The 26095-nt window shown below is 42.7% G+C and carries 25 protein-coding genes; 19 read left to right on the top strand and 6 right to left on the bottom strand.

Annotated features, from left to right (window positions below; translation table 11 throughout):
* Positions 1–12 precede the first annotated feature (12 nt).
* The 13 genes from NSQ29_RS16455 (at position 13) to NSQ29_RS16395 (ending at position 11544) form a co-directional block, all read left to right on the top strand.
* The gene (locus NSQ29_RS16455; protein WP_042186921.1) at positions 13–1284 is read left to right on the top strand and encodes a hypothetical protein; all 1272 of its coding nucleotides are present in this window, start codon (positions 13–15) and stop codon (positions 1282–1284) included.
* Positions 1281–1955: a DUF6320 domain-containing protein gene (locus tag NSQ29_RS16450; protein ID WP_341125613.1), complete on the top strand. Its 675-nt coding sequence runs from the start codon at positions 1281–1283 to the stop codon at positions 1953–1955. The genes NSQ29_RS16455 and NSQ29_RS16450 overlap by 4 nt, the downstream gene beginning before the upstream one ends.
* A 312-nt stretch (positions 1956–2267) precedes the next feature.
* Positions 2268–3305 carry an ABC transporter substrate-binding protein gene (locus NSQ29_RS16445; protein ID WP_341125612.1) on the top strand — a complete coding sequence of 346 codons (1038 nt, stop codon included), beginning with the start codon at positions 2268–2270 and terminating at the stop codon, positions 3303–3305.
* A gap of 16 nt (positions 3306–3321) precedes the next feature.
* Positions 3322–4311, top strand: coding sequence for a FecCD family ABC transporter permease (locus tag NSQ29_RS16440; protein WP_052404239.1), 990 nt, complete (start codon positions 3322–3324; stop codon positions 4309–4311).
* Between the two features lies 1 nt (position 4312).
* The gene (locus NSQ29_RS16435) at positions 4313–5092 is read left to right on the top strand and encodes an ABC transporter ATP-binding protein (RefSeq protein ID WP_341125611.1); all 780 of its coding nucleotides are present in this window, start codon (positions 4313–4315) and stop codon (positions 5090–5092) included.
* Between the two features lie 40 nt (positions 5093–5132).
* The gene (locus NSQ29_RS16430) at positions 5133–5660 is read left to right on the top strand and encodes a HugZ family pyridoxamine 5'-phosphate oxidase (RefSeq protein WP_149643990.1); all 528 of its coding nucleotides are present in this window, start codon (positions 5133–5135) and stop codon (positions 5658–5660) included.
* Between the two features lie 3 nt (positions 5661–5663).
* Positions 5664–6092 (top strand): DinB family protein, encoded by a 429-nt coding sequence (locus tag NSQ29_RS16425; RefSeq protein ID WP_341125610.1) that lies wholly within the window; start codon positions 5664–5666, stop codon positions 6090–6092.
* A gap of 158 nt (positions 6093–6250) precedes the next feature.
* A complete protein-coding gene (locus NSQ29_RS16420) occupies positions 6251–6658 on the top strand; it encodes a MerR family transcriptional regulator (RefSeq protein WP_341125609.1) in 408 nt (135 codons plus the stop codon).
* Between the two features lie 68 nt (positions 6659–6726).
* Positions 6727–7638, top strand: a complete 912-nt coding sequence (locus tag NSQ29_RS16415) for an alpha/beta hydrolase (protein ID WP_341125608.1) — start codon at positions 6727–6729, stop codon at positions 7636–7638.
* Between the two features lie 244 nt (positions 7639–7882).
* Entirely contained in the window at positions 7883–8473 is a 591-nt protein-coding gene (locus NSQ29_RS16410) for a TetR family transcriptional regulator (protein ID WP_341125607.1), read from the top strand.
* Between the two features lie 188 nt (positions 8474–8661).
* Complete coding sequence (locus NSQ29_RS16405) at positions 8662–9405, top strand: SDR family oxidoreductase (protein WP_341125606.1); 744 nt, start codon at positions 8662–8664, stop codon at positions 9403–9405.
* Between the two features lie 87 nt (positions 9406–9492).
* Positions 9493–10578 (top strand): glycerol dehydrogenase, encoded by a 1086-nt coding sequence (locus NSQ29_RS16400; RefSeq protein WP_341125605.1) that lies wholly within the window; start codon positions 9493–9495, stop codon positions 10576–10578.
* A 105-nt stretch (positions 10579–10683) separates the two neighbouring features.
* On the top strand, positions 10684–11544 hold the full coding sequence (locus NSQ29_RS16395) for a divergent polysaccharide deacetylase family protein (protein WP_081382741.1): 861 nt from the start codon (positions 10684–10686) through the stop codon (positions 11542–11544).
* On the opposite strand, the gene NSQ29_RS16390 is transcribed toward NSQ29_RS16395, so the two are convergent.
* Complete coding sequence (locus NSQ29_RS16390) at positions 11531–12283, bottom strand: N-acetylmuramoyl-L-alanine amidase (RefSeq protein WP_231573420.1); 753 nt, start codon at positions 12281–12283, stop codon at positions 11531–11533. The genes NSQ29_RS16395 and NSQ29_RS16390 overlap by 14 nt on opposite strands.
* 182 nt (positions 12284–12465) lie before the next feature.
* On the opposite strand from NSQ29_RS16390, the gene NSQ29_RS16385 reads away from it, so the two are divergent.
* Positions 12466–12654, top strand: a complete 189-nt coding sequence (locus tag NSQ29_RS16385) for a YqzE family protein (protein WP_042186941.1) — start codon at positions 12466–12468, stop codon at positions 12652–12654.
* Between the two features lie 170 nt (positions 12655–12824).
* On the opposite strand, the gene NSQ29_RS16380 is transcribed toward NSQ29_RS16385, so the two are convergent.
* The 3 genes from NSQ29_RS16380 to NSQ29_RS16370 all read right to left on the bottom strand — a co-directional run bounded on the left by NSQ29_RS16380 (position 12825) and on the right by NSQ29_RS16370 (position 16818).
* Positions 12825–13856: a hypothetical protein gene (locus NSQ29_RS16380; protein ID WP_341125604.1), complete on the bottom strand. Its 1032-nt coding sequence runs from the start codon at positions 13854–13856 to the stop codon at positions 12825–12827.
* 155 nt (positions 13857–14011) lie between these two features.
* The gene (locus NSQ29_RS16375; RefSeq protein ID WP_339270329.1) at positions 14012–15076 is read right to left on the bottom strand and encodes a YqhG family protein; all 1065 of its coding nucleotides are present in this window, start codon (positions 15074–15076) and stop codon (positions 14012–14014) included.
* Entirely contained in the window at positions 15073–16818 is a 1746-nt protein-coding gene (locus NSQ29_RS16370) for a DEAD/DEAH box helicase (protein ID WP_234541793.1), read from the bottom strand. The genes NSQ29_RS16375 and NSQ29_RS16370 overlap by 4 nt, the downstream gene beginning before the upstream one ends.
* A 415-nt stretch (positions 16819–17233) precedes the next feature.
* Here NSQ29_RS16370 and NSQ29_RS16365 point away from each other — a divergent pair, with 415 nt between their 5' ends.
* Positions 17234–19870, top strand: coding sequence for an adenosylcobalamin-dependent ribonucleoside-diphosphate reductase (locus NSQ29_RS16365; protein ID WP_341125603.1), 2637 nt, complete (start codon positions 17234–17236; stop codon positions 19868–19870).
* A gap of 208 nt (positions 19871–20078) precedes the next feature.
* Positions 20079–20453, top strand: coding sequence for a hypothetical protein (locus tag NSQ29_RS16360; protein WP_341125602.1), 375 nt, complete (start codon positions 20079–20081; stop codon positions 20451–20453).
* A gap of 134 nt (positions 20454–20587) precedes the next feature.
* On the opposite strand, the gene NSQ29_RS16355 is transcribed toward NSQ29_RS16360, so the two are convergent.
* Positions 20588–20986, bottom strand: a complete 399-nt coding sequence (locus tag NSQ29_RS16355) for a cytidine deaminase (protein ID WP_036689594.1) — start codon at positions 20984–20986, stop codon at positions 20588–20590.
* Positions 20987–21253: 267 nt separating this feature from the next.
* Here NSQ29_RS16355 and NSQ29_RS16350 point away from each other — a divergent pair, with 267 nt between their 5' ends.
* Positions 21254–22213: a methylenetetrahydrofolate reductase gene (locus NSQ29_RS16350; RefSeq protein ID WP_341125601.1), complete on the top strand. Its 960-nt coding sequence runs from the start codon at positions 21254–21256 to the stop codon at positions 22211–22213.
* A gap of 360 nt (positions 22214–22573) precedes the next feature.
* Complete coding sequence (locus NSQ29_RS16345; RefSeq protein WP_341125600.1) at positions 22574–24562, top strand: translation factor GTPase family protein; 1989 nt, start codon at positions 22574–22576, stop codon at positions 24560–24562.
* A 15-nt stretch (positions 24563–24577) separates the two neighbouring features.
* On the opposite strand, the gene NSQ29_RS16340 is transcribed toward NSQ29_RS16345, so the two are convergent.
* Entirely contained in the window at positions 24578–24916 is a 339-nt protein-coding gene (locus NSQ29_RS16340; RefSeq protein ID WP_341125599.1) for a winged helix-turn-helix transcriptional regulator, read from the bottom strand.
* A gap of 152 nt (positions 24917–25068) precedes the next feature.
* Between NSQ29_RS16340 and NSQ29_RS16335 the strand changes: the two genes are divergently transcribed.
* Complete coding sequence (locus NSQ29_RS16335; RefSeq protein ID WP_341125598.1) at positions 25069–25980, top strand: DsbA family oxidoreductase; 912 nt, start codon at positions 25069–25071, stop codon at positions 25978–25980.
* Positions 25981–26095: the final 115 nt, after the last annotated feature.

The following is a 26095-nucleotide window of genomic DNA, read 5'->3' as shown; positions in this document are numbered from 1 at the left end:
AGGAGTTTTGAAGTGAAAAAGTGGTACAAACTTGATAACGCAGCAAAACTATTTCCATCCGTTACAAACACAAAAAACACTTCCGTTTATCGGATCTCAGCGGTTCTGACAAATCCTGTAGATGTGGATGCGTTACAGCAAGCCGCCGATACGGTATTCGACAGATTTCCGATGTTCACTGTGAAGCTTCGCAGGGGTGTGTTTTGGAATTATTTAGAGTCTAGCACGGATAAAATTGTGATCGCTGAGGATCAGCAGTATCCTTGTCGCAACATTGATCCAACTACAAACAATGGATATTTATTTAAGGTTTTATACTACAAAAATAGAGTCTCTGTTGAAGTGTTCCATGCGCTTACGGATGGTAATGGGGCTGTGGAGTTTTTAAAATCACTGCTGTACTATTATCTAATGTATATGGGACATGAAATTGACACTGAGGACCGGATTTTACTCGCTGATTCAGGAGTGGATATCCATGATATGGAGGATGCTTTTCGCAGATACTACAAGGATTGTTATGTTGAATCGGTTAGAAACAGCCGAGCGTACCACATTAAAGGCACAGCTTTCGAACAGTTCGGAAATAACGTGGTACACGGGGTCGTAAGTGCCTCCCAATTGAATGCCCTCGCTAAGCAAAAAGGAAGTACGATCACTGCTTATTTATCCGCATTACTGAGTTATTCTATTTATCAAACAAGAATTAAATATAGCAAAAGTAATGCTCCCGTGGTTATCGCAGTGCCTGTCAATTTGCGCAAAGCATTCCCTTCACGTACTCTTCGTAACTTCTTTGGCGTAGTTAATCTTGGCGCGCGAATTACGGAAGATACCACACTGGATGAATTAATTTTTAGAATGAATGAGATGCTGAAGTATAAAACGGGGAAAGAAAATTTGCAAAATATCATTTACAATAATGTGGCGCTTGAACGGAACAAAGCTACGTTGTTTGTCCCGTTATTTTTGAAAAACTGGTTCGTGAATTTAGGGTTTCATATGCTTGGGGAAAGTAAAAGAACACTGACCTTGTCCAATATCGGCAATATTATGTTGCCACAGCAAATGTACAAGCACGTAGAGCTAATCGAGGCATTAGTCTATCCATCCAATAAAAGCCCTATGAACTGTGGGATCAGCTCAGTCAATGATAAGCTGGTGATCACGTTTACCAGAAATATAGTGGAATCCGATATATTGCAATATTTCTTTTCGACCTTAGCGGGTGAGGCTGGACTTGAAGTTAAAATCTACTCAAACGATTGGGGGATTAGCGAATGACCAAATGTATTCGTTGCAACGTGACGGTTGATAATCAACATTATCGTTGTCCACTATGCTCCAAGCCAATTAAGATCAGGGGAGAGAGCACGACAGAATACCCGTCCTATAAAGAGATCTATCAGGAAACCAAACCATTTACGGTAGCTAAATTGTTCCTCTTTTTGACTATATCTGCGATCGTGCTTTCGATTACAATTAATGCGTTGACCTATCATATCAATCCGAGAATATGGTCAATTATCGTAAGTACAGGTCTTATCTATGCGTGGATCGTTGTTAAAGATACCATTTTATCTAATAAACATATTGGCAGGAAAATTTTATACCACTATGTCATGTTGTCCATTTTCCTTTTGGTGATCGATATATTCGTTGGTTTTAGGGGATGGTCTACCAACTATGCAATCCCACTGTTTGGAGTAGCAGCTACATTTATTATGACTGTGCTCGCAATTGTTCAAAAATCATTATGGCGTCATGATATAGGCTATATTTTATCGATGTTCTTTATTAATTTATGTCCTATGCTTCTGTTTGTATTTAATTTGTCTCATGTCATTTGGACCAGTGTTTTCTCTATCGTATACTCACTCTTAACCATTATTGGGATGATAATTTTTTCTGACCGGAAATTTATAAGCGAAATCAGAAGAAGATTCCATTATTAATAATCGAGATAGATTTATTCCAATCTATAATTAAATATTTAGGTTTATTATGCATATTAACCACGTCCTTTGGATGTGGTTTTTTTGTGGATTTAAGAAAGTGAAGGGTTCATACGACACCGAATTCCTATTTTTCTACAAGAAAGGTTGTCCTTTTTAATGGGATGTTTAAGGCATTTTTGCTAGTTTAAAATTAAAATAAAATTCTTGACACTTCCTAATGATAACCATTATCATAGGAGTGGTAGATGAAAATGAAAATCATTATCACTACTTGGAACGTATAATTATACATACTCGGAGGGATAGATTTTGAAGAAATTATTAGTACTTCTGGTTGTTGCAGCGCTTACTGCGATGACTGCATGTTCGTCCACCAATACAGCGGACAATCAAACCAAGAATGAAGCCGTAACGAATACAGCTGCTAATGAAACGAAAGAAGCAAATGCAGCGAATACAACAGAAGCAGCGAAAACAGCGGATGCTGGAAAGGAATACAGTCTGGAAAATGATGGTGTAGATGAAGCATTGTTCAATGAAGCATTAAACCAGTTTCCAGCCACAGTTCCACAGCGAATTGTAACTACATCTGTACCATTAACAGAAATGCTCTATTTGCTTGGAATCACACCAGTTGGGGTGCCAACCTCCACCAATCCAATCCCTGCTGATTTTGAATCGATAGATAAAATTGGTTCGCCAATGGCACCGGATCTTGAAGTAGTAACAAAGCTTGAGCCAGACTTGCTGCTGGGAGCAGAATCACTTCGAAGCACACTGGATAAGACACTGGAAGGCATGGATTTGCAAAAAGCATATCTACGCACAGAATCCTTCGAGGATTTAAAGCTTAGCCTTAAAGTATTAGGTACTTATTTTAATAAAAAAGATGAGATGAATGCGGCTTTGAGTAAGATATTGGATAAAGAAAATGAGCTAAGTAAATTAGCCGAAGGAAAAGAACTGCCGAGCGTGATGCTCGTTATTGGAACCTCTGATTCCTTCATGGTTATGAGTGAGAAATCTTATCTAGGTAGTTTGGTGAAAAAGCTTGGCGCTGATAACATTGCTACTTCTGTACTTAAAGTTACAGATACTTACTCTCCTATTAATATGGAGAACGTCGTAGCCGCTGATCCTGACGTCATTCTTGTATTGGCTTCAGGTGACCACGGAGCGACAAAGGACAAATTTAAAAAAGAAATAGAGAAAAATGAAACTTGGACGAAGCTCTCTGCTTATAAAAACGACAAAATCCAGATTTTAGATTACAGTGTGTTCGGCGTAACCTCGATCATTAACGCAGAAACAGCCCTAACTGAAATCGCAAAATACTTCTATGAATAATTAAAGGAGACAGCAAGTGATAAATACATCTCGTAGCAGAATAGTTGTTATTGTAACGGTTCTATTAGCGCTCGTTGCAGCGATTATTGCCATCGGATTAGGCTCTGTTTTCATTCCGGTATCAGACATACTAAGCACAATCTTTGGTTCATCGTCTAAGGCGGTGAATGCCACCATCATATGGGATATTCGATTGCCACGTGTGTTACTGGCGATGATCATCGGAGCGAATATAGCGATCTCGGGCGCACTGCTGCAAGCTGTGATGGGTAACCCACTTGCTGATCCTGGATTGACGGGTGTAACTAGCGGCGCGGCTGCATGTGTTCTTGTTATAATGCTTGCTGCACCACAGTATACTGAGTTCATTCCGATTGCCGCTTTTGTTGGAGGGCTAATTGCTGCTGGTATTGTATATGCATTAGCTTGGAGACGAACCGGTATTTCACCGATTACTATTATTTTATCTGGTGTTGCTGTGAATGCGCTTTGCGGAGGACTCATTGGACTATTAACAATCATGTACAGCGATAGACTCCCTGCAGCGGTTCAATGGCTTAACGGCAGTCTTGCGGCAAAAGGGAATAATGCGTTAATGATGGTCTTCCCATATGCGATTGCAGGTTGGATCTTATCGTTCTTTGCTATTCGTAAGGCAAATATCATTCGTCTGGGTGATCAGGTGGCTTCGAATCTGGGTGAAAATGTGAACCGAATTCGTATCCTGCTCTCCTTGCTGGCAGTATTTCTAGCGGCTATTTCTGTAGCAGCCATTGGAATGATCGGATTTGTCGGTCTAGTTGTACCTCATATGGCGAGATTGCTCGTGGGTTCAGATTACAAATATCTTTTACCGATGAGTATGGCTCTAGGTGCATTGGTTCTGTTAATTGCGGATACAGGTGGACGTACCCTGTTTGCACCCCTAGATATCCCTGCAGGTATCCTTATGGCTGTGATTGGCGGACCATATTTTCTATACCTGATGAGAAAGAAGGCGTTCTAACATGTTTACTGTCGATTCCATTTCGATTCGGTATGAGCAGAAAAGCGTGATTAACAACTTCTCTTTTTCCGTAAAAAAGGGTGAGATCGTCTCCATCATAGGACCGAACGGCTCCGGTAAATCCACTTTGCTCAAAGCGGTATCACGGCTAATTCCTTATCACACGGGTACGGTCATACTCGATGGTACGGATCTGAAGACCATGAGCGCCAAACAAGTCGCACGAAAAATGTGCATGCTGAGCCAGAAGAATCAAGCACCGAGTGATATGACTGTGATCGATCTGGTCTCGTATGGCAGATATCCACATAAAAAGTGGTTTGAAAGATTGAACCAAGAGGATATGGACATTGTTCATTGGGCCCTTGAAAAGACACATTTGATGGAGTATAAGCACCGAGCCGTAGCTTCATTGTCAGGTGGTGAATCACAGCGTGCCTGGATTGCAATGGCATTGGCGCAGCGTCCACTCATCATGTGGCTTGACGAACCAACCACGTACTTGGATATTTCGCATCAGCATGAAGTGCTTGAGCTTGTTCGTGAGTTAAATCAAGACATGGGCATGACCGTAGTGATGGTGCTGCATGATCTCAATCAAGCTTCTACGTATAGCGATAGTATCGTTGTAGTGCAGGCGGGTGAGAAGGCGATGTATGGCACACCGAATGAAGTCATGACAACTGATATGATAAGGGATATATACCGGATGGACGCGGAAGTCCAGTATGTGCCCACAGAGAAGAAACCTCGTATTCATTTGTTGAGTACTGTTCGATAGATTCATAGTGTGACACAACCTATTCATGGAGGGATTTTAAATGAAGAAGCCTGTAGATGTGGAGAAAAATAAAGAAAACTACTTGCAATTTATTAATAAACGTAAGAACCTGATTTTGAGTTTGATCGATGATGAAGGTAAGCCCTTTATTAGTTATGCGCCTTTCGTAAAGAAAGACGGCAAGCTGTATATCTATATTAGTAAGATCGCAGAGCACTATGGCTATATGGAAAATAATGATTTTGTGGACGCCTTTCTAATTGCGGATGAGTCTGAAACAAACAATAAATTTGCAACTGAGCGTGTGCGCTGGAGTTGTACCTCAAGCAATATCGGAAATGATGGATATGAGGATATTTTTGAATTGTTCAATGCTGACCATGGTGAGGCCATGCTGAAATTGCTGCGCGGACTGGATTTTTCACTGTTCGAACTAACTCCGCTGAAGGGGCGTTATGTTGTAGGTTTTGGGTTGGCGTTCGATATTGATGTAGATGCAAATGTATTTAATCACGTTGTTATTGATAAGAAGAAAGACGAAGAAGCAGCTGTACAGGGGAGCAAATAGCCGATGACTATTACTTCAGTACTGCCCATCTGGCAAGCGGTTCAAGAGCGATTTCATAAAATGGTGAAGGCATTGCCGGAAGAAGATTTATATCTTAAATTAGGGAATTCATCCATCGGAGGATTGATTTCTCATAATGCCGAGGTAGAATTTATGTTTGCAGAGTGGTTCTTTGGTAGACCTAAACCTCAAGCCGATGACGCAGCATATACTACACTAAGTGAACTGGTGGATCTGCTGTCTGCTTCCAACGAGAATCTGATTGCAGCGATGCGGGAGCTTCCGGAAGATGCTTGGCATGTAAGCGTAGAGTCGTCTTTTGGCACATCTACTCCGCTTGAAGCGGTTGGAAGACTTATGTATCACACAGGTATTCATGCCGGACAGATTTCTCTAATACAGAAAAATGCGATTCGAAGTGAAGTGTTGTAGGTAGAAGAGTAGACATGGGAAAACGGCAGAAATGCCGTTTTTTTGTGTGTAAATAAGGAGTTTTAAATTGATCCCGATTAATTATTGGCTCTATTTTGATACCCTCTGTATTATCTGGATTTTGGTATAATATAGGGAATTCCAAGGGGGCGTATATCATGACGGAATACTTGCGAGGCCAAATGGCCAAGATGGCAAATGTGAATATGGAAACACTGAGGTATTATGAGGAAATGGGTCTAATTAGTACACCTATACGATCGGAAGCCGGCTACCGTCTTTATTCTGAAGAAGCGCTAAGTCGACTTACGTTTATACATAATGCTAAGCAATGTGGATTCACCCTAAAGGAAATTAAAAAGGCATTGTTAAAATCGGAAAGCAGTGGCATTAGCATAGATGATTTTGTGAAAGTTGTAGATAAAAAAATGGATCGAGTCCGCAATGAAATTGCAAAGCAGGAGATAAAGCTTGCTTCTCTCGCAGACCTGAGAAAAAATTTATTAGCCAAGGATAAACATCCTGGAGTACAGTCAACGCTAGAAATCCTGAAAATGGAATCTTAACTTGACCTTGTAGTCACCTACAGGCTTTACACTTTGAGTTGAAAAGACCTGTAGGAGGGATTATCGATATGGAAAAGACGAGTATAGAACAGCTTGCAGCGATCAAAGATTACCTGAAACAAAACAATCGGTTTGAAAGTAAGTCTGTAGAGCATATCCGGCAAGAAATGGTTGAGGCGGCTGCGAATATGCCCAGTCATACGGATGTTACAGTCGAGCGGGTCAGGGTTGGGCCATTAAGCGGAGAGTGGATCATTCCTGTGGAAGCAGCTCCACCTGATGATAAAGTGATTCTTTATTTTCATGGTGGTGGTTTTGTTTCAGGAACCTGTGAGTTTTATCGGGATCTAGCAGCACGAATTGCAAAGGCGAGTTGCATGAAAGTACTAATTATTGAGTATCGCCTTGCACCCGAGTATATCTATCCCGCCGCTAATGAAGATTGTATAGGGGCTTACCGGTGGTTGCTTGCGAACGGATATTCTGCCAGTGATATCGTGTTTGGAGGAGACTCTGTTGGAGCCAGCCTTGCGCTGATGACACTGATTAGTTTGAGAGATGAGGGGAGCGAGTTACCAGCAGGTGCTTTTTTAATCTCGCCGCATACAGATCTTGTTCATTTGGATGGTGAATCGTATCATAGTCGTGCGGAGCTTGATCCGACAGGTAGCTTGGAAGGGAATAAACGGATACTTGAAACATATGTAGGTACTCGAACTGAGTGGGCTTCAATATTATCGCCGTTAAGAATGAGTTTGCAGGGATTGCCTGATTTACTTGTTCAAGTAGGCGACCATGAGGTGCTATTAAGCGATTCAACGAGGTTGGCTGAACGGGCGAGAGGAGCGGGTGTTCATGTGGAACTGGAAATATGGGATAATATGTGGAGTGTTTTTCATTTCTTAGCGTACATGCTCCCAGAAGCAGAGCAGGCGATTACGAAGATTGGTAAGTTTGCTAGGGCGAAGTTGGACGAGTGAGTAAGTAGATGAAAGAAATGAACCTTCTTGAGAAATCAAGGAGGTTTTTTGTTGTTGGGGTATGGTAAGTACTCAGCGGCTGATGAGAATTGGATACTAAAATGTGGATCTTAGTTTGATAAGTTTGTGCACGTATATACTGATAATGATTTTACAAATGACAAAGTAATATTATTGTCAGTTCGTTTTTGAATATTATATGCTATGATAAGTACCATCAGAAATAGAGTGAGGGGAAATACCGATGTCGAATGATCTTCCATTATCTAAAGAAAACATTTTGGATGCGGCTGAACAAGTACTCCGGCGTTTTGGCCCGGATAAGACTTCAGTTGTTGATGTAGCGAGGGTACTGAAGGTTAGTCATGGTACGCTATATAGACATTTTTCCAGTAAAGCAGCTTTGCGCGAATCGGTAACCGAAAGATGGTTGCATCAAAATATTTTAGCCCCATTAAAGGACGTTACTGAGCAATTTGATGGGAATGCCAAAGAGCAGCTACATCTGTGGTTAGATACTCTAATTCACAGTAAACGGAGCTATGCTGTAGATGATTCCGAAATGTTTGCTATGTACGCCTCCGTAACTTTAGAAGCCGTAGATATGATTACCCAACACGTAGATCAATTAATTGGGCAACTCGCACGCATTCTTGAAAAAGGTATACAAACCGGGGAGTTTAAAGCATTGGAATCAGAGGTTATGGCAAGAGCTATTTTTAATGCAACATCACGATTTCATCATCCTGCTCATGCGAAAGAGTGGCAGTCGGGTTCGATTGATCAGGAGTTTGCCTCTGTTTGGGATTTGATGCTTTCCGGAATTTCGTCATAAATTGTTATAGCATATTTCATAATAGAAAAATGATGGACTAAACCTTTTGATGAAGATCGGAAGGTTTTTTTGCGTCTGGAGAACAATTATATTAAATGACAAAAAATAATAATTGTCACTTGTTATTTGCGAGTGTTCGATTTATAATCAGACCAACAAGAAAGGTAAACGAATAGGAGGAATAAAAGATGGATCAGAATTTGGATGGAAAAGTTGCATTAGTGACTGGAGCTTCAAGAGGTATGGGACGGGAAATTGCGGAGAACTTGGCGTTACATGGTGCGAAGGTTGTTGTTAATTATGCAAGCAGTTCAAGCAAGGCAGAGGAAGTTGTGAACGAAATTAAGCAAAAGGGTGGAGAAGCTATCGCTATCCGAGCGGATATCAGCCAAGTGGCAGAGCTAGAACAATTATTCCAAGCCACATTGGAAGCTTATGGACAAATCGATATTCTCGTTAACAACGCAGGCATTATGATCACAAAGCCGATTGCGAGTATGACGGAAGAAGACTTCGACAAACAGTTCGCTATCAATGTGAAGGGTACCTTTTTTGCTTGCCAGCAAGCGGCTAAACATATGAGTGAGAACGGACGGATCATTAATTTCTCGACATCGGTTACAGGCCAGATGTTCCCAACCTACAGCGTTTATGCGGGAACAAAGGGAGCAGTGGAACAATTCACTCGTCAGTTAGCTAAAGAATTTGGACGAAAAGGAATCACGATTAATGCGGTTTCGCCAGGTCCTGTTAATACGGAACTTTTCACAGTTGGGAAGTCAGCTGAAGAGATTGCGAATGTTGGGAGTATGAATTCTTTTGGACGCTTAGGTGAGCCTGAGGACATCTCGAGTGTAGTTCTGTTTCTAGCTAGTAAGGAATCACAGTGGGTTACGGGCCAGACGATTCGTGTGAACGGGGGATTTATTTAAGATAAAAGCCTATAGCATCTTTTTTTATAGCCAGTCTGAAGCAACACTCCTTAAAATAAAAGAATATACAAAAAGAGGAGTGAAACCATGACGCAGATCATATGTTCACCGACTAAATATATTCAGGGGTATGGCGAAATTCGTAAGCTGGGAGATTATTGTTTGCAGCTGAGCGCAAAAAGAGCTTTTGCGATTGTAGATCCTTATATTTTTTCCATGTACAAGGAGGATATCTTACACAGCTTTGAAGTGAACGATATTCCCCTTATAATGCGCGAATTCAAGGGTGAGTGCAGCCATAATCAGGTGGATGAGATAGTGCTAGAACTTGGTCTGAAGGACGCTGGAGTTATCTTAGGAATCGGTGGCGGCAAGACCCTAGATACGGCAAAAGCAGTAAGCCACATGGCGGATCTACCGGTAGTTATTGTACCCACAGTGGCCTCGACGGATGCACCTTGCAGCGCTTTATCAGTGTTGTATACGGACGAAGGTGACTTCGACTATTACCTTCCATTAAAAAGAAATCCTGATATGGTGATCGCAGATATAGATATCATCGCTAAAGCCCCTGCAAGATTGCTGGCGGCTGGAATGGGTGATGCTTTGTCCACCTATTACGAAGCAAGAGCTTGCCGTCAATCAGGAGCGGTTACTCATGCAGGCGGGACTAGCACAATCGCAGCGTTCTCTTTAGCACGTGCTTGTCTGGACACACTTCTTGCTGAAGGTGAATCCGCACTCCTGGATGTTAAACAGGGGATCACCTCTTCTGCAGTGGAACATATTGTTGAAGCTAATATTTACTTGAGCGGCGTTGGGTTTGAGAGCGGTGGGCTTGCTGCAGCCCATGCTATTCATAACGGACTGACCCTGCATGAGGAATGCAGGAATGTGTTACATGGTGAGAAGGTTGCCTTTGCTACGATCGTGCAGTTGGTCTTGGAGAAGGCTTCAGAAGATGAGATCGCTCAGGTCATTGCTTTCTGCAAAAAAGTCGGCCTTCCCGTTACACTTAAGGAGCTTGGGATCACCAGTAGCGAGATCGATAAATTAATGGTAGTGGCAGAAGCTAGCTGCTCCCAGGATAGCCCAATGAAGAATATGCCATTTGAAGTTCAATCTGTGGATGTGCTGGAAGCAATCCTTGCCACAGACAAGCGCGGGCATTAGCAACAGCTCGATTGTAAATTATTGCGAACCCTCCCCGTACATATTTAACCTTCTTGAACCAAACAATGAGAACAATTGTTTAAGACGAAGGAGGCGTTCCTCTTGATGAAGGACAGTCGAAAGGTTAAACGTTACTTACTGAATTGGCTTGCTGTTGCTGCAGTATTGATTACCACAATTGTTCCGGCTACGCCGGCTGTCTCTGCTGCCACGTCTAAAGACAACGCTACAAATACGCAGCTTGAAGAGAGTGCACCCAAACGTGATAAGGTCGCTATCATTATTGACGATTTCGGCAATGGCATGAAGGGGACAGATGAAATGTTCTCGTTACCGATAAAGCTTACTGTAGCCGTCATGCCTTTTTTACCTACATCCGTAAAGGATGCCACCCGCGCCCATGAACGCGGAGATGATGTTCTGGTTCATTTGCCGATGGAGCCGCGCCAAGGTAATCCTAAATGGCTTGGACCAGGAGCCATATTGGCCAAAATGTCCGATGAGGAAGTGCGACAAAAGGTTGAGGCAGCACTCGATAATGTTCCTTATGCGATCGGGATAAATAACCATATGGGTTCGAAAATTACCGGAGATGAGCGGATTATGGCAGTAATCTTATCTGTATGCAAAGAACGAGGATTGTTTTTTGTAGACAGCAAGACCAACTACCGTTCCGTTGCTGGCAATATGGCTTATCGTATGGGGTTGCCACGCGTAGAGAACCATATCTTTTTAGATGACACACATACAGCAAGTCATGTTCTGAAACAAATGGGTCTCGTCAAAGACATGGCGAAGGATCAACGATTTTGTGTAACGATTGGTCATGTTGGTGTATTTGGGAAAGAGACCGCCGCAGGAATCCGCAGCGGTATTGAACAGATGAAAGACAATGTTGAGTTTATAGGGATTTCTGATCTGGTTAAAAACGAGATGAAATGGAGCTCCCAACTTAAACTTCCATAAGATAAGCTACAATACCATCAGCGATGGCTTCAGCGATTTGTTGCTGCCCTTTAGGGGTGCATAACTTTGCGCGGTCAGTCGGACTGCTTACAAAACCCGCCTCAACGATAACAGTTGTGGCGGTTATTTTGTTGAGTAAATAAAAGGGCTTGCCTGGTCTTGGATGAGCCTCGACATCGTAAAGATTGTTTAGCTGATGCTGAATGGACTTAGCAAGCATGAAGCTACGGCCCTCTTGACGGTACAATACAAGTGGACCATGTTTGGAAGGGGAAGGCGCCCAGTTAATATGGATGCTTACCACTACAGTAGCAGGTAATGTCTCAGCGAGCTCTTTACGCTGTGCAAGATCCCGCAGATGTCGAGATTTACTACGCAGCCAGCGGTTCTCATCACTTGGGGCATAATCTCCATTGCGATTTAAAGCAACGTCAAAGCCATCGCTACCCAGAAGTAGAAATAATCGACGTGAGATATCTAAGGTGATATCTTTTTCAAGAATATTACCGTAGGAAGTTCCACCGTCGATGCCTCCGTGTCCCGCATCAATTAGGATCATACGGTGTCCGTGACCTAATAAATGCTGACGGTCATCCTTCATCACGGGTTTCTCTGGTGTCGCAGAGGCTAAGGAGCTGCCCATAAACAACATTAGTAGTCCTAGGGTAGTTAGAGTGATTCGAAAGCCACATAGAGCAGCTGCTGTTCTGGAAAAGGATTGTTTTCTCCAGTTGTTCAAGTGAAACGCCTCCTTGCAAGTGAATAACGTCTTATGGATTCTTTGTTAGATTGTGCTTTAATAGGTAAACCTATTCGACAAATCAGAAGTCTGTAGTTTAGATCCAAGTGGAGTGGTGCACACTAAGACCATGGAACGGATACTGATAATCTGAATTCACTTACATTTTAGGAGGTGTTAAAATGGCTTCCGGTGGCGATGAGCTTGTAAAGTATATAACGGAGAAGGTAGTCGTATATATCGAGGATCCGCGTGCCATTCATGCTCGTAGAGCGGCTACGAAGCAGCCGTGGTCACAGAAATGGTTTGGCATGCTCCCGCTTGGGTGGTCTATCTGGCGAAGTAAGTGGAGTCATGATAAAAAAGACTAAAGGTTAAATAGCAAATAACCTTCCAGTGCCATTATTCATGGGTGGCAGTGGAAGGTTATTTGCATTTGTTTAAATATAGAATTTATATGCTTACGTTATAAATTATCCTTCTATTTCTCGCATAAACACTTACCGTCCTCATAAGGACGCCGAAGGCGTTTATGCTTGTGTTAACGATTATATCCGAGTGCTTTGGTCGTTTTGTCTGGCAGCTTATGCAGTGTTCCATTATTTTGTAGTGCAGTGAGTGGTAAGTATCGTTTTCCTTCAGGGCCTGAGGCCGCGTATACGGTAGTTTTATTGTTCTCAGCTTGACCTTGAGAAGACTGCCAGCTCTGATAGCCTGTAATCATAAACGGTGCCCCGACAAGGTCGTTTCGCCCAGCAGCTTGATAAGCGATGCTTTCCTTAGGTCTGATCAGAAGTGCGATATTGTCGCCGCTCACTGTAGTTAGTTTAGGAGCAGTCAGCCATAGGATATCTTCGTAAGGATCATCTGACCCTCCACTATTGAAGGCCGATAACGGTGATACGTCAGGATTAAGATTAGTAATTACATCTGTTGCTGGAGGCTGCTCTTTAAGGACTTCTTCCGCCTTGCTCAGTGTCCAAGGTAAAATTTGCGGTACGGAAGCATTGATGTAAACCGTCTTTTCGTCAATGGTTATTTTCCAGACCGGTAGAAGTGGTGCATATAAAGCAGTAAGGTTTATTGTTCCTGAAAAAGATGATGTAATGAGACCTTTCTGCACCAAAAACTGGCGCAGATCATTTAAACTGTATGGGAGTCCGTAAGTGCCGGCTCCATATTCACTTAGCATATATCCGCCTGTATCGGTGGCGGAAATGATCATGTATCCGATCCGCTCTTCGCCTTTCATTACATTTACAAGCCAGCCATGTGTACCTGGACCAAGGGGATAATATTCTATCCTTGCATCCTTCCAGGCTGTAAATGGAGCTTCTGCAGCGAGCTTGTTCAGTATAGCCTTAGCGAATTCTTGGACCGTACTGGGTGAAGGTAAGGTACTCATCTTCAATACAGGAATTGCATCCTGCGTGACTGACTGGATCACACTTACTCTGGCCAGCGCCAGTGCTGAAGGGGAACCAGAACTGGATACAAACAGTCCAAAGCTTAGAAGCAGGAGGAGGCATCCTTGACCCGCAAGTTTCAGCCTCCGCCGCAAACTTATTTTCATGGCGTCGATCACCTTTCTTTGTTAAGAAATGTCAGGAAAGTTAAGCTTTACTCTATTGTAGTGGACAGGCTATAAAAAGGCTGTTGCTTGCTGTCGCGCTTGAAGGCGGAAGTTCTCTTGTTTTTTTGCCTGCTTTTAGCGAGTAGGGTCGCATTCTATAGGCTTCGCAGATGAAACAGTCCGTAGGTTATCGCAGAAACTGCAATTTGCGGCTCATATTGCCAAATGGTCTCCTGTCGACGACGGTTATACTGCTCTTGAGTGCCTAAACGTTTTTCTTCATCAGGCTCTTTCAGCAGCTCTCCGTAATAAATATCAATGATAGCCAGCTCGATTCTAAGACGCTCACGTGCCTGTTCTGCCCAAGTGTAATCGAGTTCGGCAAGATGAGAGGTAAGATGAGCCTCTAATAAATCTGTAGCGGCTGTCACTGTTAATTCATAAGGCTGAATATGGACGTTTTCTGGTAAACGGGGGATCATCTCCCGCGAGGCTATCTTAGTGTTAAAGTCATCAATGATGGTCCCTTTTGTCAGCGATATTCCAAGATAATGCAGTTCTTCCCGTTTCAAATCGCAGCTCATCTCCACTTTATAGCAGACGCCGAGCCACGGTTCATAAGCTGCAGAGAAGAGTGTATTCCGCTGCCTGCTACCGGGATCTTCAAATAAGTAAAGGCATTTCCCTTCATCTTGCGCCGCACTCCAAATTTGCTGCAGGCGCTTGCTACCATAGATGATATCTTCACGTCTTATCATACCGGGCCCAATTCGGGGCAATGCAGGTACAATACCGAAGTAGCGGGCTAGGATGCTATCTTCTGGATTTGAGGAGGGGACATGAACCACATTAGATTCAGGTGATGTTGGATTCAATAGATCTGCGCTAGCCTCAGCATCTGTTGTGGCGCCCATCGCTGGGTTTCCGGTAATTGGCGGATTCAATGCTCCGATGCTGTGATTTACCGTTGGCGGAACTTCTATAGCTGCCTGGCTATCGTATTTTTCCGGATCAAATACAAAAGTGAAAGAGAGTGTCTCCGGATCAACACCAGTACGTTCCACGAACCCCCAATAATAAGGTCGATCTGTTAGCATTCTGTCAGCTCTTGGCGATAGCTTTACAGTTACGTGAATGGGCGATACTTCAATAATGGAGCATTCTGTCGCCTCCAGATAATCCATTACATGTTTGCGTACTTCCTGTGAGTTGAGGGTCATGTCGCAGTCTCACTTTCCTTTTTAATACCCTGAGTCAACTCACTTAGGGATTCACCGATATGATCTAACTCATGTCGCAGCTCTTCATCGGAGCGGGATTCGAGCATGATTTTGTATAAACTTTTCTCCAGTGATTCTTTCTTCTCAAAACGCTCCAGAATCACATCCAGCCCGCCAATGACCATTTCGAACATATTGATCTTCTCGTGTAGCAGATGAAGGATATGTTCTTCAATCGTACCTTGTGTGGACAAATTATAGATAACCACGTCATTTTCCTGACCTAACCGGTGCACCCGCCCAATCCGTTGTTCTACTCTCATGGGATTCCAAGGCAGATCGAAGTTGATCATGTGGTGACAGAACTGCAGGTTAATGCCCTCACCACCCGCCTCAGTAGCGATCATGACTTGAGCACGACCGCGGAAGAGGTCCATCATCCAGTCCTTTTTACCACGATTCATCCCGCCGGAATAAGAAACACACATTAGCCCATGTTCGCGGAAATACTGAAGCAAATATTCTTGAGTCGCGCGATACTCTGTAAAAACGATGACCTTTTCATTCATTTCTTGAATGAGAGATAGTGTTGTTTCGGCTTTGGTATTGGTCTTAACCGTACGAAGTGTCTGCAATAGCTCCATCATCCGATCGCGTTTCGGCGAATCAGCAGGCAGCTTCTTGATCAGATTAACTAAAGTGATGAAGACGGCATCCCTACTGCTGCACACCTCACGCTGAAGCGTTACCAAGGAAAGCATGCTGCTAAGATTGCCGCCTGATTCCTGATACTGATCTTTAACAAAAGAAGTGACAGCGTCATATAATACTCTCTCTTCCTGTGAAAGAACTAGCGGAATATTACGGACTTTTCGTTTCGTAAAATTAACTGGACCTTCGCCACGCCGATTGCGGATCATCACCTTCGATAGCTCGTCCCTTAGCTGACCTTCATTCTTAGGTTGGCGTTTATCAACGACGAAATTCGAAGCAAAATCACCCTGATTTCCTAGTTGCCCCGGTTTCAGTAAAGTGATCAAATTAAATAGCTCGCCCAGATCATTCTGAACGGGAGTAGCGGTTAGGAGCAGGCAATATTTTTTGCGTAATTGCTGTACAAATAGATAATTGGTCGATTTCTTGTTCTTCAGCTTATGCGCTTCATCAATAATCAACATGTCATATTCATTTTCCAGCAGCATCTCTTTATGAGGATCGCGCTTCGCGGTATCCATAGATGCGACGACAATCGCATTCCCCCAGGAATATGCTTTTTTCTGTGCAACAGCAGAGATGCCAAACTTGGCATTCAGCTCGCGGACCCACTGCAATACGAGGGAAGCGGGTACCAGAATAAGCACTTTAGAGACTAGACCGCGGACAAGATATTCCTTGAGTACAAGTCCTGCTTCAATCGTCTTTCCTAGTCCAACCTCATCTGCAAGAATCGCGCGGCCCGACATCTCAAACAAAACCTTATGCGCGGTATCGAGCTGATGAGGAAGCGGGGATAATCCGGATAAATGCTTCATGCATTGCAGCTCATCGAAGCTGGTTACTAGACCCGTTTGTTCACCTTGCACAGCAAGCTTGGACAGACGGTAGTCTCCCCATGGACCACCTTTATCTAGTTTGAGTTCTAGATCCTGCAGCCAATTCCGGTCAAAAGAAAGAGGAACAGGCAGTATAGGCGCTGACTTTCCACCTTTGTGAGGTAGAGAATTACGGAATAATTGCGTCATGGTACAGCCTCCTCAGGTGCTATTTCATATCATCATTCGTAGGAGTAGTATGCTCTTAAACAAGAGAATTCATAACCTTCTATTTTTCTTGATAGCCTTTAAAAAAGAGAGTAAAAGCGAGAAAACGCGGCAAGGTTTGCGATATTTCGGCTGCTTAACTCTATTTTCGAAAAAGACCTTCGATACAATATGTGGTATAGTTTAAAAGCTGACGCACACAATATATTGTGACAAAAGCATGAAAATGTTATTTTTTTAAAGTGCGTAGCTGCTATTTGTTATTGACAAGATGAACTTCCTACATACACCCGTAAGACGGAAGATAAGTGTAAGGAAGTTTTTGTTGTGGGTCACAAAATGTACGCCCACACCTGAACTGGAACTAATATTTACTACATTGCGGGAGGTTTTTCTATTGGGTAAAGTGGAACGTAAGCAACGCCTTGAAGGGCTAAGTGAAAAAATATTTTTGGATCGTTATGCTTGGAAGGATGCCGACAGCAATAATGCTAAAGTGGGCGATGTTGTACTCGTTCTAACAAAAGATGATCCGAAGTTTCCCACGAAGGAAGTCGGAGAGATCGTAGAACGTAACGGCAGAATCGTAACCGTGAAGACGCGCAGCGGCGAACTTGTGAAATCAGATGTTGAAAAGCTGACGCTTAATATAGAAAAAACACCAGAGGAAATGTGGGATCGTCTGTCTACAGCTATGGCTTCTGTGGAGAAGACGCCTGAGCTTCAAGAAGAATGGGCGGGTAAATTCCGTTCGATTCTGGATGATTGGAAGCTCGTACCGGGTGGACGAATAGCTGCTGGTGCAGGCGCTAGTGAAGAACTAACCCTGTTCAACTGTTATGTAATTCCTTCTCCAAAAGATAGCCGTGGCGGCATTATGCAGACGTTGGCTGAAATGACAGAAATTATGGCTCGTGGTGGCGGTGTAGGGATTAACCTATCCTCTCTACGTCCACGCCGGGCAATTGTGAGAGGTGTTAATGGTTCTTCCAGTGGTTCTGTATCTTGGGGCGGTCTGTTTAGCTATACCACTGGATTAATTGAACAAGGCGGTAGCCGTCGTGGTGCACTTATGCTCATGATTAATGACTGGCATCCAGATGTGGAGGACTTCATTACCGTAAAGCAAACGATGGGTCAAGTTACGAATGCGAACCTTTCGGTATGTGTGAGCAATAGCTTTATGAAGGCTGTAAAAGAAAATCTGGATTGGGATCTCGTATTTCCGGATACAACAGATCCAGAGTACAACGATGTATGGGATGGCGATCTAGACAAGTGGAAGGCTGCGGGCAAAAACGTTATTCATTATCGCACCGTTAAAGCGCGTGATGTGTGGCGCACCATTATTGAATCCGCTTGGAAATCCGCTGAGCCAGGCGTTGTGTTCATGGAATACTACAATCAGATGTCCAACAGCTGGTATTTTAATCCGATCATTTGTACGAACCCATGTGGGGAGCAAGGACTGCCAGGCTGGGGAGTCTGCAATTTGTCTGCTGTGAACCTGTCCAAATTCTACGATGAGAAGAATCATGATGTAGACTGGGAAGATCTCGCGACTACGACGCGTTATTCCGTACGTTTCTTGGACAATGTCATTGATAAGACGCCTTATCATTTCCCGGAAAATGAAGCGAATCAGAAAAACGAACGCCGTGTGGGTCTCGGAACGATGGGTCTTGCTGAGCTGATGATCAAATTGAACATCCGTTACGGTAGCCCGGAATCTTTGGCGTTTTTGGACAAGCTTTACGGCTTTATGGCTCGTGAAGCATACCTTGCTTCTGCAGAGATTGCTGGTGAGAAGGGATCATTCCTAGCTTTTGACACAGAGAAATATTTAATGAGCGGCTTTATGAAAAATATGCTCGAAACGTATCCAGAGGTTGGTGAAGCGATCCGTAAACATGGCATGCGTAACGTTACAGTGATAACACAAGCACCTACAGGTAGCACAGGTACAATGGTTGGCACCTCGACAGGTATTGAGCCTTATTTTGCTTTTAAATATTTCCGTCAAAGTCGCCTTGGCTACGATGAGCAGTTCGTTCCAATCGCCCAAGAATGGCTTGAAGCTCATCCAGGTGAAGAGCTGCCAGATTATTTCGTGACTTCGATGGATTTGTCAGCTAAGGATCATATTCGTGCGCAAGCAGCGATTCAACGCTGGGTAGATAGCTCGATTTCCAAGACAGCCAACTGCCCGTCTGACTTCACAGTAGAAGAGACGGCTGAGCTATATGAAATGGCTTTCGATTTGGGCTGTAAAGGCGTTACGATCTACCGTGATGGTAGCCGTGATGTACAAGTTCTGCAAACCTCGAAGAAGGAAGATGCAGTAGAAGAGGTAGCTCCAGCAGTTGAAGTTGCAACGACTCCTGAAGCAAATGTTGTAACGGCAAGCCCAGCACCTCAAGCTCCTACTAAAGAGCTGGATAAACAATACAAAAAACGTCCGCAGGTTCTGCGCGGCGCAACCTATAAAATCAACACACCTTTTGGTATGGCGTATATTACGATCAATGATCTAGATGGCACACCGGCAGAAATCTTCCTGAATGTAGGTAAAGCAGGTTCTGATGTCTTTGCGATGGCAGAAGCACTCGGTCGTGTCTGCTCCTTGTTCCTCCGTTATGGAGATCATGGTGAGAAGGTAGAATTGTTGATCAAACATCTGAAAGGTATCGGCGGATCAGGTGCAATCGGCTTCGGTGCGAATCGAGTAGAATCCATTGCAGATGCTGTAGCTAAGGCATTGGAGACTCATGTACTGAATAACGCTCATGATGATCATTTGCCTGCACCGATTGCAGCAACTTTGGAGCTAGAAGATTTCAATGAAGCTTTAAATGCGGAGTTGAAAGCGAGTGTTCCTGCGGCAGCTTCTATTGAAGATGGTCAGGGCGGACATGGCGCGCATAACCATACTTCTGCTTCCCGTGACCTTTGTCCTTCTTGCGGCGGCGCTTCGCTGATTAATATTGAGGGCTGTAAGACTTGCGGAAATTGCGGGTATAGCCGTTGCGGGTAAACGGTAGAGCCAATAAATGTTTTATGGAAAAACTAGAAATGTGACTATGCATAGCTACTAAAAGCAAGCGATCATCGAGAGGAAGTGTTAATCTTTTATCTCAATGGATCGCTTGTTTTTTTATTTATTGATGATGTTATAAGAAACAAAAGAAACAAAAGAAAAAAGAATCAAAAATTATAGATAATCATTGAGAGGTTTTAACTATATGAGTTTGATAATTAGTGTAATTCAAAAGGGAAGTATAATTGTAGATACTAATTTTTTGGAGGAGCAGGTACCCGCACCACATAATAATTTGTTTGGTTTCGAATCATGCAGAAAAACTCTCTGGGGAAATGATTTAATTGGTGAACTCGGATGTGAGTTAATATATTCTTTAAAGAATACTAATATTTTTGCATTTGATGAAGGAATAGAAAAACTGGAAAGTGAATTCCTTATTTTGCTTGATAATTTAGATACTATAGAACTACATACAGAATATGATAAAGAATTTATTGAATTTAGGGTAAGAAATGCTTTGGAAATGATAAAGGTAGTACTTAAAGAAAAAGATAAGGTTGGAATTGCGATTTGGTAAGTCACAACGTATTTACGCGGTGTGTTTGGTCTGTGAACTCTGTGTTCTGACTAAGCTTTTAAACACAAAAACACGCGTACTTGTCTAACACAGGTACGCGTGTTTTTGATATTCCACTATGGTAGGTATTATTTTTACATATCTAAATTTTTGAATGCGTAAGGCAATAAATCCCTTAAACTCAGCTCTAAGATTTCTTTTTTCTCATTGGTTAAATAGACAGGCATGTCGGGCAAACAGAATTCCGATAATACTTGTCTGCAGATACTGCATGGCGGCAGAAAATCCATTGTGTCACCTGCTACAGCTATAGCCTGAAAATCACCTTTAGTATAGCCCTTTGTAATAGCTGTGAAGATTGCTGTTCTCTCTGCACAGTTAGTAGCACCAAAAGATACATTTTCTACATTTACTCCATTAATAACATTTCCATCTTTAAGTAATAAGGCTGCTCCAACTGGAAATTTAGAATAAGGGGCATAAGCAGCTTTCTTTGTGTTACGTGCGCTTTCCATTAATTCTTCTTTATTCATAATACTCACCCTTTTTAAATAAGAATGAACCTTTCGGTCCCCTTATCGCCAACTTTAAGGTTGGCAGGACTTCTAATATTATAGTCAGACCAAATGGTTGTCAACATTAAAATCTAGAAGTTCCGCCTCCATGATGAACTACTCGATAAGTACCAATAGGGAATCATAGCTTTAAAATATAACTAGATATAGTAAATATAAGTTATACATATTAAGCCTGCCATGGTAGCCTTAACTTAAAAGAGACGTGTAGAGGAGTTTTTTATTTTGGGAGCGGCAGAGAGTACATTTAAACAAAAAATATTGAGCAAGAAACCTGGTATTTTAACATATGGTATGACACCACCGAAGGCAAGCCATTCACCAGAAAAGATATCAGAAATTGCACAGAAACAGGTTGAAAGACTTAAAAACGTTGATTTAGATGCTTTAATTCTTTACGACGTCCAGGAGGAAGCAGAAAGAGTTGATCATGAAAGACCTTACCCATATTTACCAACGATTGATCCGGCTGTCTATGGTGATAAATATCTAAGACAAGTGGAGGTCCCGAAAATAATTTATCGGTGCGTCGGTAATGATACAAGAGCTTCGTTCGCGGATTGGATTAAGACTGACGAAAGTGAAGACAGATTTTCCGTGTATGTGGGCGCTTCATCAAGTAAGCAAGAGGTGAAATTGAATTTACCAGATGCTTATAAGCTAAGCAAACAGTTAAATAGTAATTTGAATTTTGGAGGAGTTGTCATTCCTGAAAGACATATAAAAAAGAATGATGAGCATATACGGGTTGTCGAAAAGATTAACAATGGATGCAACTTTTTTATCACTCAGGCAACTTATAATGTAGAGGCATCAAAGAATTTATTGTCTGATTTATATTATTACTATACAAATAAGGGTTTTGAAATGGTTCCTATTTTATTTAATCTTGCACCATGTGGCACAGCGAAAACACTACAATTTATGAAATGGTTGGGGATCAGTATCCCGGGATGGTTAGAAAACGAGTTGAAATACTCGAACGATATTTTGGATAAATCCATTCAGCTATCTCAAAAAATATTTGAAGAACTATTTGAGTTCGGGCTGGAGAAGGGAATTCCAATTGGATGCAGCATTGAAAGTGTTTCAACAACTAAGTTGGAAATTGAAGCATCCATTCAGCTTGCTAAAGATGTAAAGGCATTTCTAGATAAAAAGCTGTTGAGTCTAGAGAGTAGATGATTAATTGTTTTAAGGAGATTAGAAATATTAACGTTATCGCATTGAATTTTCTAACAGTGAATTCTCGTTTAAAATGAAAAACCACAAAAACTTACTATTCATTGAGCCGGTAATCCTTTCTGTTAAGGGTTACCGTTTTTTTATAAGTTAATAGGGACATGATCATCATCTCAATAGCTTGTCTAGTGTCTTTCTTGCATATTATTCTAGTTAAATCCTTCATCGAGGATGGTTATGTCATTGGATAATATGGATCTTCGGGCGTTACCGCATGCTGTCGGTGGTGAGAGATTCTGTACAAGCTACTAGATTTCGGCTACGATTCTTATATAACAGATTGACTGAATGGATGGTAGAAATATGTATTGTAAACTGTCAGAAGCATCACCAATCACCATCGGACTGCTAGCACATGTTGATGCCGGCAAAACCACCTTCGCAGAGCAGCTCCTATACCATGCTTCCGGAATTAAGACTCGGGGGAGAGTCGATCATCAGGATGCCTTTTTGGATAGTCATGAGATGGAGCGGGCACGGGGGATAACGATTTTTGCTGACCAGGCGGTGATGAAATATAACGAACAATCGTATCAGCTCATTGACACACCGGGGCATGTCGATTTTTCAGCTGAGATGGAGCGCGCTTTACAGGTCATGGATTATGCGGTAGTCATCTTAAGTGCTGTGGAGGGCATTGAAGGGCATACTGAGACGGTCTGGCAATTGCTACAGGAATATGGCATACCCACTTTTATATTTATTAACAAAATAGATCGTACCGGTGCTGACGTCCAGCGTGTGCTAAAAGCGTTAAGACAGCAATTTTCGCCGGATATGTTGTATTTGGCAAAAGGTCTAGATCAGAGCATGCTGCCTGAAGAGGTTATTACCGCCGTTGCTGAGCGAGATGAAGCCTTGATGGAGGCATATCTCGAAGACAACATTGATCCTGGGCAGGTATTGGCTACGCTGAAACAAATGGTTAAAGAACGGGTGGTTTTTCCCGTTATGAGTGGAGCAGCTCTAATGGATCAGGGGATTGCGGAATGGATGCAGACGATGCAACTACTAATGGAATCGACTTATGAAGTAAACGCAGTATTCGGGGCACGAGTATATAAGGTGCGTCATGAGCCGCAAGGCACGCGACTGACTTTTATGAAGATATTAGCTGGAAAGTTACGGGTACGGGAGGATCTCTGCTATAGCACTTCAGAACATGAGGAGTTAAGCCAGAAAATCACTTCTATTCGTATCTATCATGGGGGGAAATATACTTCATGCGATGAGGCCTCCGCGGGACAGCTTGTTGCCGTTACGGGCCTAACTGATGCAGCCATTGGACTGGGTATAGGTAATCATTCAGATCAAGTAGAATCCCGTCTTGTGTCAGCGTTGAAATCCAAAGTTGTATTCAATTTGGGGATATCATCCAGAGAAGTGCTACGCTATTTCATGATCCTGCAAGCCGAAGACCCTACGCTGCAAGTGACATGGGAGGACAAGCTGGAGGAGATTCATGTTCATGTGATGGGAATGATCCAGCTAGAGGTACTTCAGCAGGTGGTGTTAGACCGTTTCCAGCTCAAGGTATCGTTCTCCAAGCCAGAGATATTATTCAAAGAGACGATCGCAGACATTGTGATTGGTTGTGGGCATTTCGAACCTCTTAAGCATTATGCAGAGGTGCATCTCCGGCTTGCGCCTGCGAAACGTGGTGAGGGAATTACATATCGCAGTACATGCCATGTTGAGCAGCTCAGCACAGGGTATCAGCATCTCGTCGGTCAGCATTTACTAGAAAAGGACCATCGTGGAGTTCTTACCGGCTCTCCCGTCACCGATCTGTATATAACGCTTTTAACCGGGGCAGCGCATCAGAAACACACTCATGGCGGTGACTTTCGGGAGGCGACACTGCGGGCACTGCGGCAGGGATTGGAGCAAGCGAACAAAATTCTACTGGAACCCTATTATCAATTCAAAATCAAAGTCGATGCAGAGCTGATCGGACGCGTAATGTCTGATATACAGCTGGCCCATGGTGAATTTGACCCGCCAGAAATGCTAGGTGAATCGATGTTTATTCAGGGACGTGCGCCTGTCGCGACGTTCATGCATTATGCAGTAGAGCTTGCTTCATTCACGAAGGGAAAGGGAGCAATCTCGATGAAGTTAGGCGGTTATCAGCCATGTCATAACCCAGAACAGGTCATCGCAAGGATTGGATACGACCGCAGCGCTGATCCTGAGTACACCTCCAGTTCTATGTTCTGTGCAAAGGGAGCGGGATATAGCGTTCCTTGGGATGAAGCGCCTTCGTATATGCATTTGGAGATTCAGGAATAGGAGTGAGAAAGCAGTCTAGGAATTATCCTTCACCCCAATGTTTCTTTGTCCCCATTCAACAACGGATTCAATTAAAGGCACTAATTCTTTTCCAGATGAAGTCAGAGAATACTCAACTCTTGGTGGCACTTCGTTATACTGCTCCCGATGAATGATTCCATAATCTATAAGATCCCTCAGTGAGTTGGTTAAGGTAGTCCCTGTTATTCCATGCAGTCTTCTTTTTAACTCGTTATAGCGTATGTTGTCGTTCTCACTAAGAATGGCTAGGATCGGGAGGTTCCATTTTCCGCTGATTACATGGAATGCGAAGGTTGCAGGACATAATTGATCAAGTCTAAATTCGTATTTCATATATAACTCCTGTCCAATAGTATTATTAAAGATACTTAGTATTAAAAATAAACGTACTTGTTTGAATTTGTATTGGTATTATAATACTCCCATACAAAGAACTTCTACAAGAGGGCACTTTCTTTGATTCTCCAGCGAAAGGTGATTTATATATGAATAATTCAAATATGATGTGTGACCTTAAAACCGGTGTCTGTGGGCCAGGGGATGAAGAGCAAATGGAAATGATCGACTTTAATCTACAGTCCCCCAAAATCACACTTTACTATGCAACAGATCCGATCTGTTCCCACTGTTGGGCGCTTGAGCCGGTACTCAATCGTTTTATTCTGCAGTATGGTCAATATTTTAACGTGAAGACGATTATGGGTGGTTTGCTTTCTAGCTGGCATGGTTTTGCAGATGTCTCCAATGGCATTCAACAGCCTTCAGATGTTGCGGAGCATTGGAGAGAAGTCGGTTTACATTCACGTATGCCTATCGATGGTTCTTTGTGGAAAAACAATCCGATTCTTTCTTCGTACCCGCCATCTAGAGTATACAAGGTTATACAAAATATATATCCGGGTAAAGAAAATGAGTTTTTGCGTCAGGCAAGAGAAGCTGTATTCGCCTTCAATCAGAATATTGGAGAGGAGAAAACATTAGTTGATATAGTCAACAACATTGGGCTAAATGGCGAAGAAATAGTGGCGGATGCTGCTCTTGGATCGGCACAAGATTTGTTAGAGCAGGATTTTGAGTTAGCAGGCAGACTTGGTGTACGTGGATTTCCATCCATTATCATGGTGAATGAAGAAAATAAAGGTGTTAAAATTGTGGGGGCACGATCATTAGAAGCCTATGTCGACGGACTTCAACAAGTTTACAATGGAGATGTAAAAGCTGAAAATGTTCCACCTCTCTCTGAACTTATCAAGGAAGGAAACATTTTGTTCTCCAAGGAAATTGAAGTGTTGTATGATATTGAATCTAGTGATATGGAGTCATTTATAGCCACGGAAATGATAGAGGGGTCATACAGTATTAAGCGGGTTTTAGGTGAATCATACGTTGTATCTTAATTATAATGAAAGAAGCCAGTAACCCAAGATATCTTTGGACTTATTGGCTTCTTTGGCATTCGCTTTGATAAACCAAATAGGAGGAGGAAATAATGGAAAATGATAAATTAAATAT

The organism is Paenibacillus sp. FSL F4-0236 (assembly GCF_038000135.1).
GTDB lineage: Bacteria > Bacillota > Bacilli > Paenibacillales > Paenibacillaceae > Paenibacillus_AQ.
This window is presented reverse-complemented; position numbering and strand designations above follow the sequence as displayed.

Excerpts from the sequence above, each read along its gene's own strand:
- NSQ29_RS16450 (WP_341125613.1), top strand. The coding sequence starts at position 1,281 with ATGACCAAATGTATTCGTTGCAACGTGACGGTTGATAATCAACATTAT.
- NSQ29_RS16435 (WP_341125611.1), top strand. The coding sequence starts at position 4,313 with ATGTTTACTGTCGATTCCATTTCGATTCGGTATGAGCAGAAAAGCGTG.
- NSQ29_RS16430 (WP_149643990.1), top strand. The coding sequence starts at position 5,133 with ATGAAGAAGCCTGTAGATGTGGAGAAAAATAAAGAAAACTACTTGCAA.
- NSQ29_RS16425 (WP_341125610.1), top strand. The coding sequence starts at position 5,664 with ATGACTATTACTTCAGTACTGCCCATCTGGCAAGCGGTTCAAGAGCGA.
- NSQ29_RS16420 (WP_341125609.1), top strand. The coding sequence starts at position 6,251 with ATGACGGAATACTTGCGAGGCCAAATGGCCAAGATGGCAAATGTGAAT.
- NSQ29_RS16415 (WP_341125608.1), top strand. The coding sequence starts at position 6,727 with ATGGAAAAGACGAGTATAGAACAGCTTGCAGCGATCAAAGATTACCTG.
- NSQ29_RS16410 (WP_341125607.1), top strand. The coding sequence starts at position 7,883 with ATGTCGAATGATCTTCCATTATCTAAAGAAAACATTTTGGATGCGGCT.
- NSQ29_RS16405 (WP_341125606.1), top strand. The coding sequence starts at position 8,662 with ATGGATCAGAATTTGGATGGAAAAGTTGCATTAGTGACTGGAGCTTCA.
- NSQ29_RS16400 (WP_341125605.1), top strand. The coding sequence starts at position 9,493 with ATGACGCAGATCATATGTTCACCGACTAAATATATTCAGGGGTATGGC.
- NSQ29_RS16395 (WP_081382741.1), top strand. The coding sequence starts at position 10,684 with ATGAAGGACAGTCGAAAGGTTAAACGTTACTTACTGAATTGGCTTGCT.
- NSQ29_RS16385 (WP_042186941.1), top strand. The coding sequence starts at position 12,466 with ATGGCTTCCGGTGGCGATGAGCTTGTAAAGTATATAACGGAGAAGGTA.
- NSQ29_RS16380 (WP_341125604.1), bottom strand. The coding sequence starts at position 13,856 with ATGAAAATAAGTTTGCGGCGGAGGCTGAAACTTGCGGGTCAAGGATGC.
- NSQ29_RS16375 (WP_339270329.1), bottom strand. The coding sequence starts at position 15,076 with ATGACCCTCAACTCACAGGAAGTACGCAAACATGTAATGGATTATCTG.
- NSQ29_RS16370 (WP_234541793.1), bottom strand. The coding sequence starts at position 16,818 with ATGACGCAATTATTCCGTAATTCTCTACCTCACAAAGGTGGAAAGTCA.
- NSQ29_RS16360 (WP_341125602.1), top strand. The coding sequence starts at position 20,079 with ATGAGTTTGATAATTAGTGTAATTCAAAAGGGAAGTATAATTGTAGAT.
- NSQ29_RS16355 (WP_036689594.1), bottom strand. The coding sequence starts at position 20,986 with ATGAATAAAGAAGAATTAATGGAAAGCGCACGTAACACAAAGAAAGCT.
- NSQ29_RS16345 (WP_341125600.1), top strand. The coding sequence starts at position 22,574 with ATGTATTGTAAACTGTCAGAAGCATCACCAATCACCATCGGACTGCTA.
- NSQ29_RS16340 (WP_341125599.1), bottom strand. The coding sequence starts at position 24,916 with ATGAAATACGAATTTAGACTTGATCAATTATGTCCTGCAACCTTCGCA.
- NSQ29_RS16335 (WP_341125598.1), top strand. The coding sequence starts at position 25,069 with ATGAATAATTCAAATATGATGTGTGACCTTAAAACCGGTGTCTGTGGG.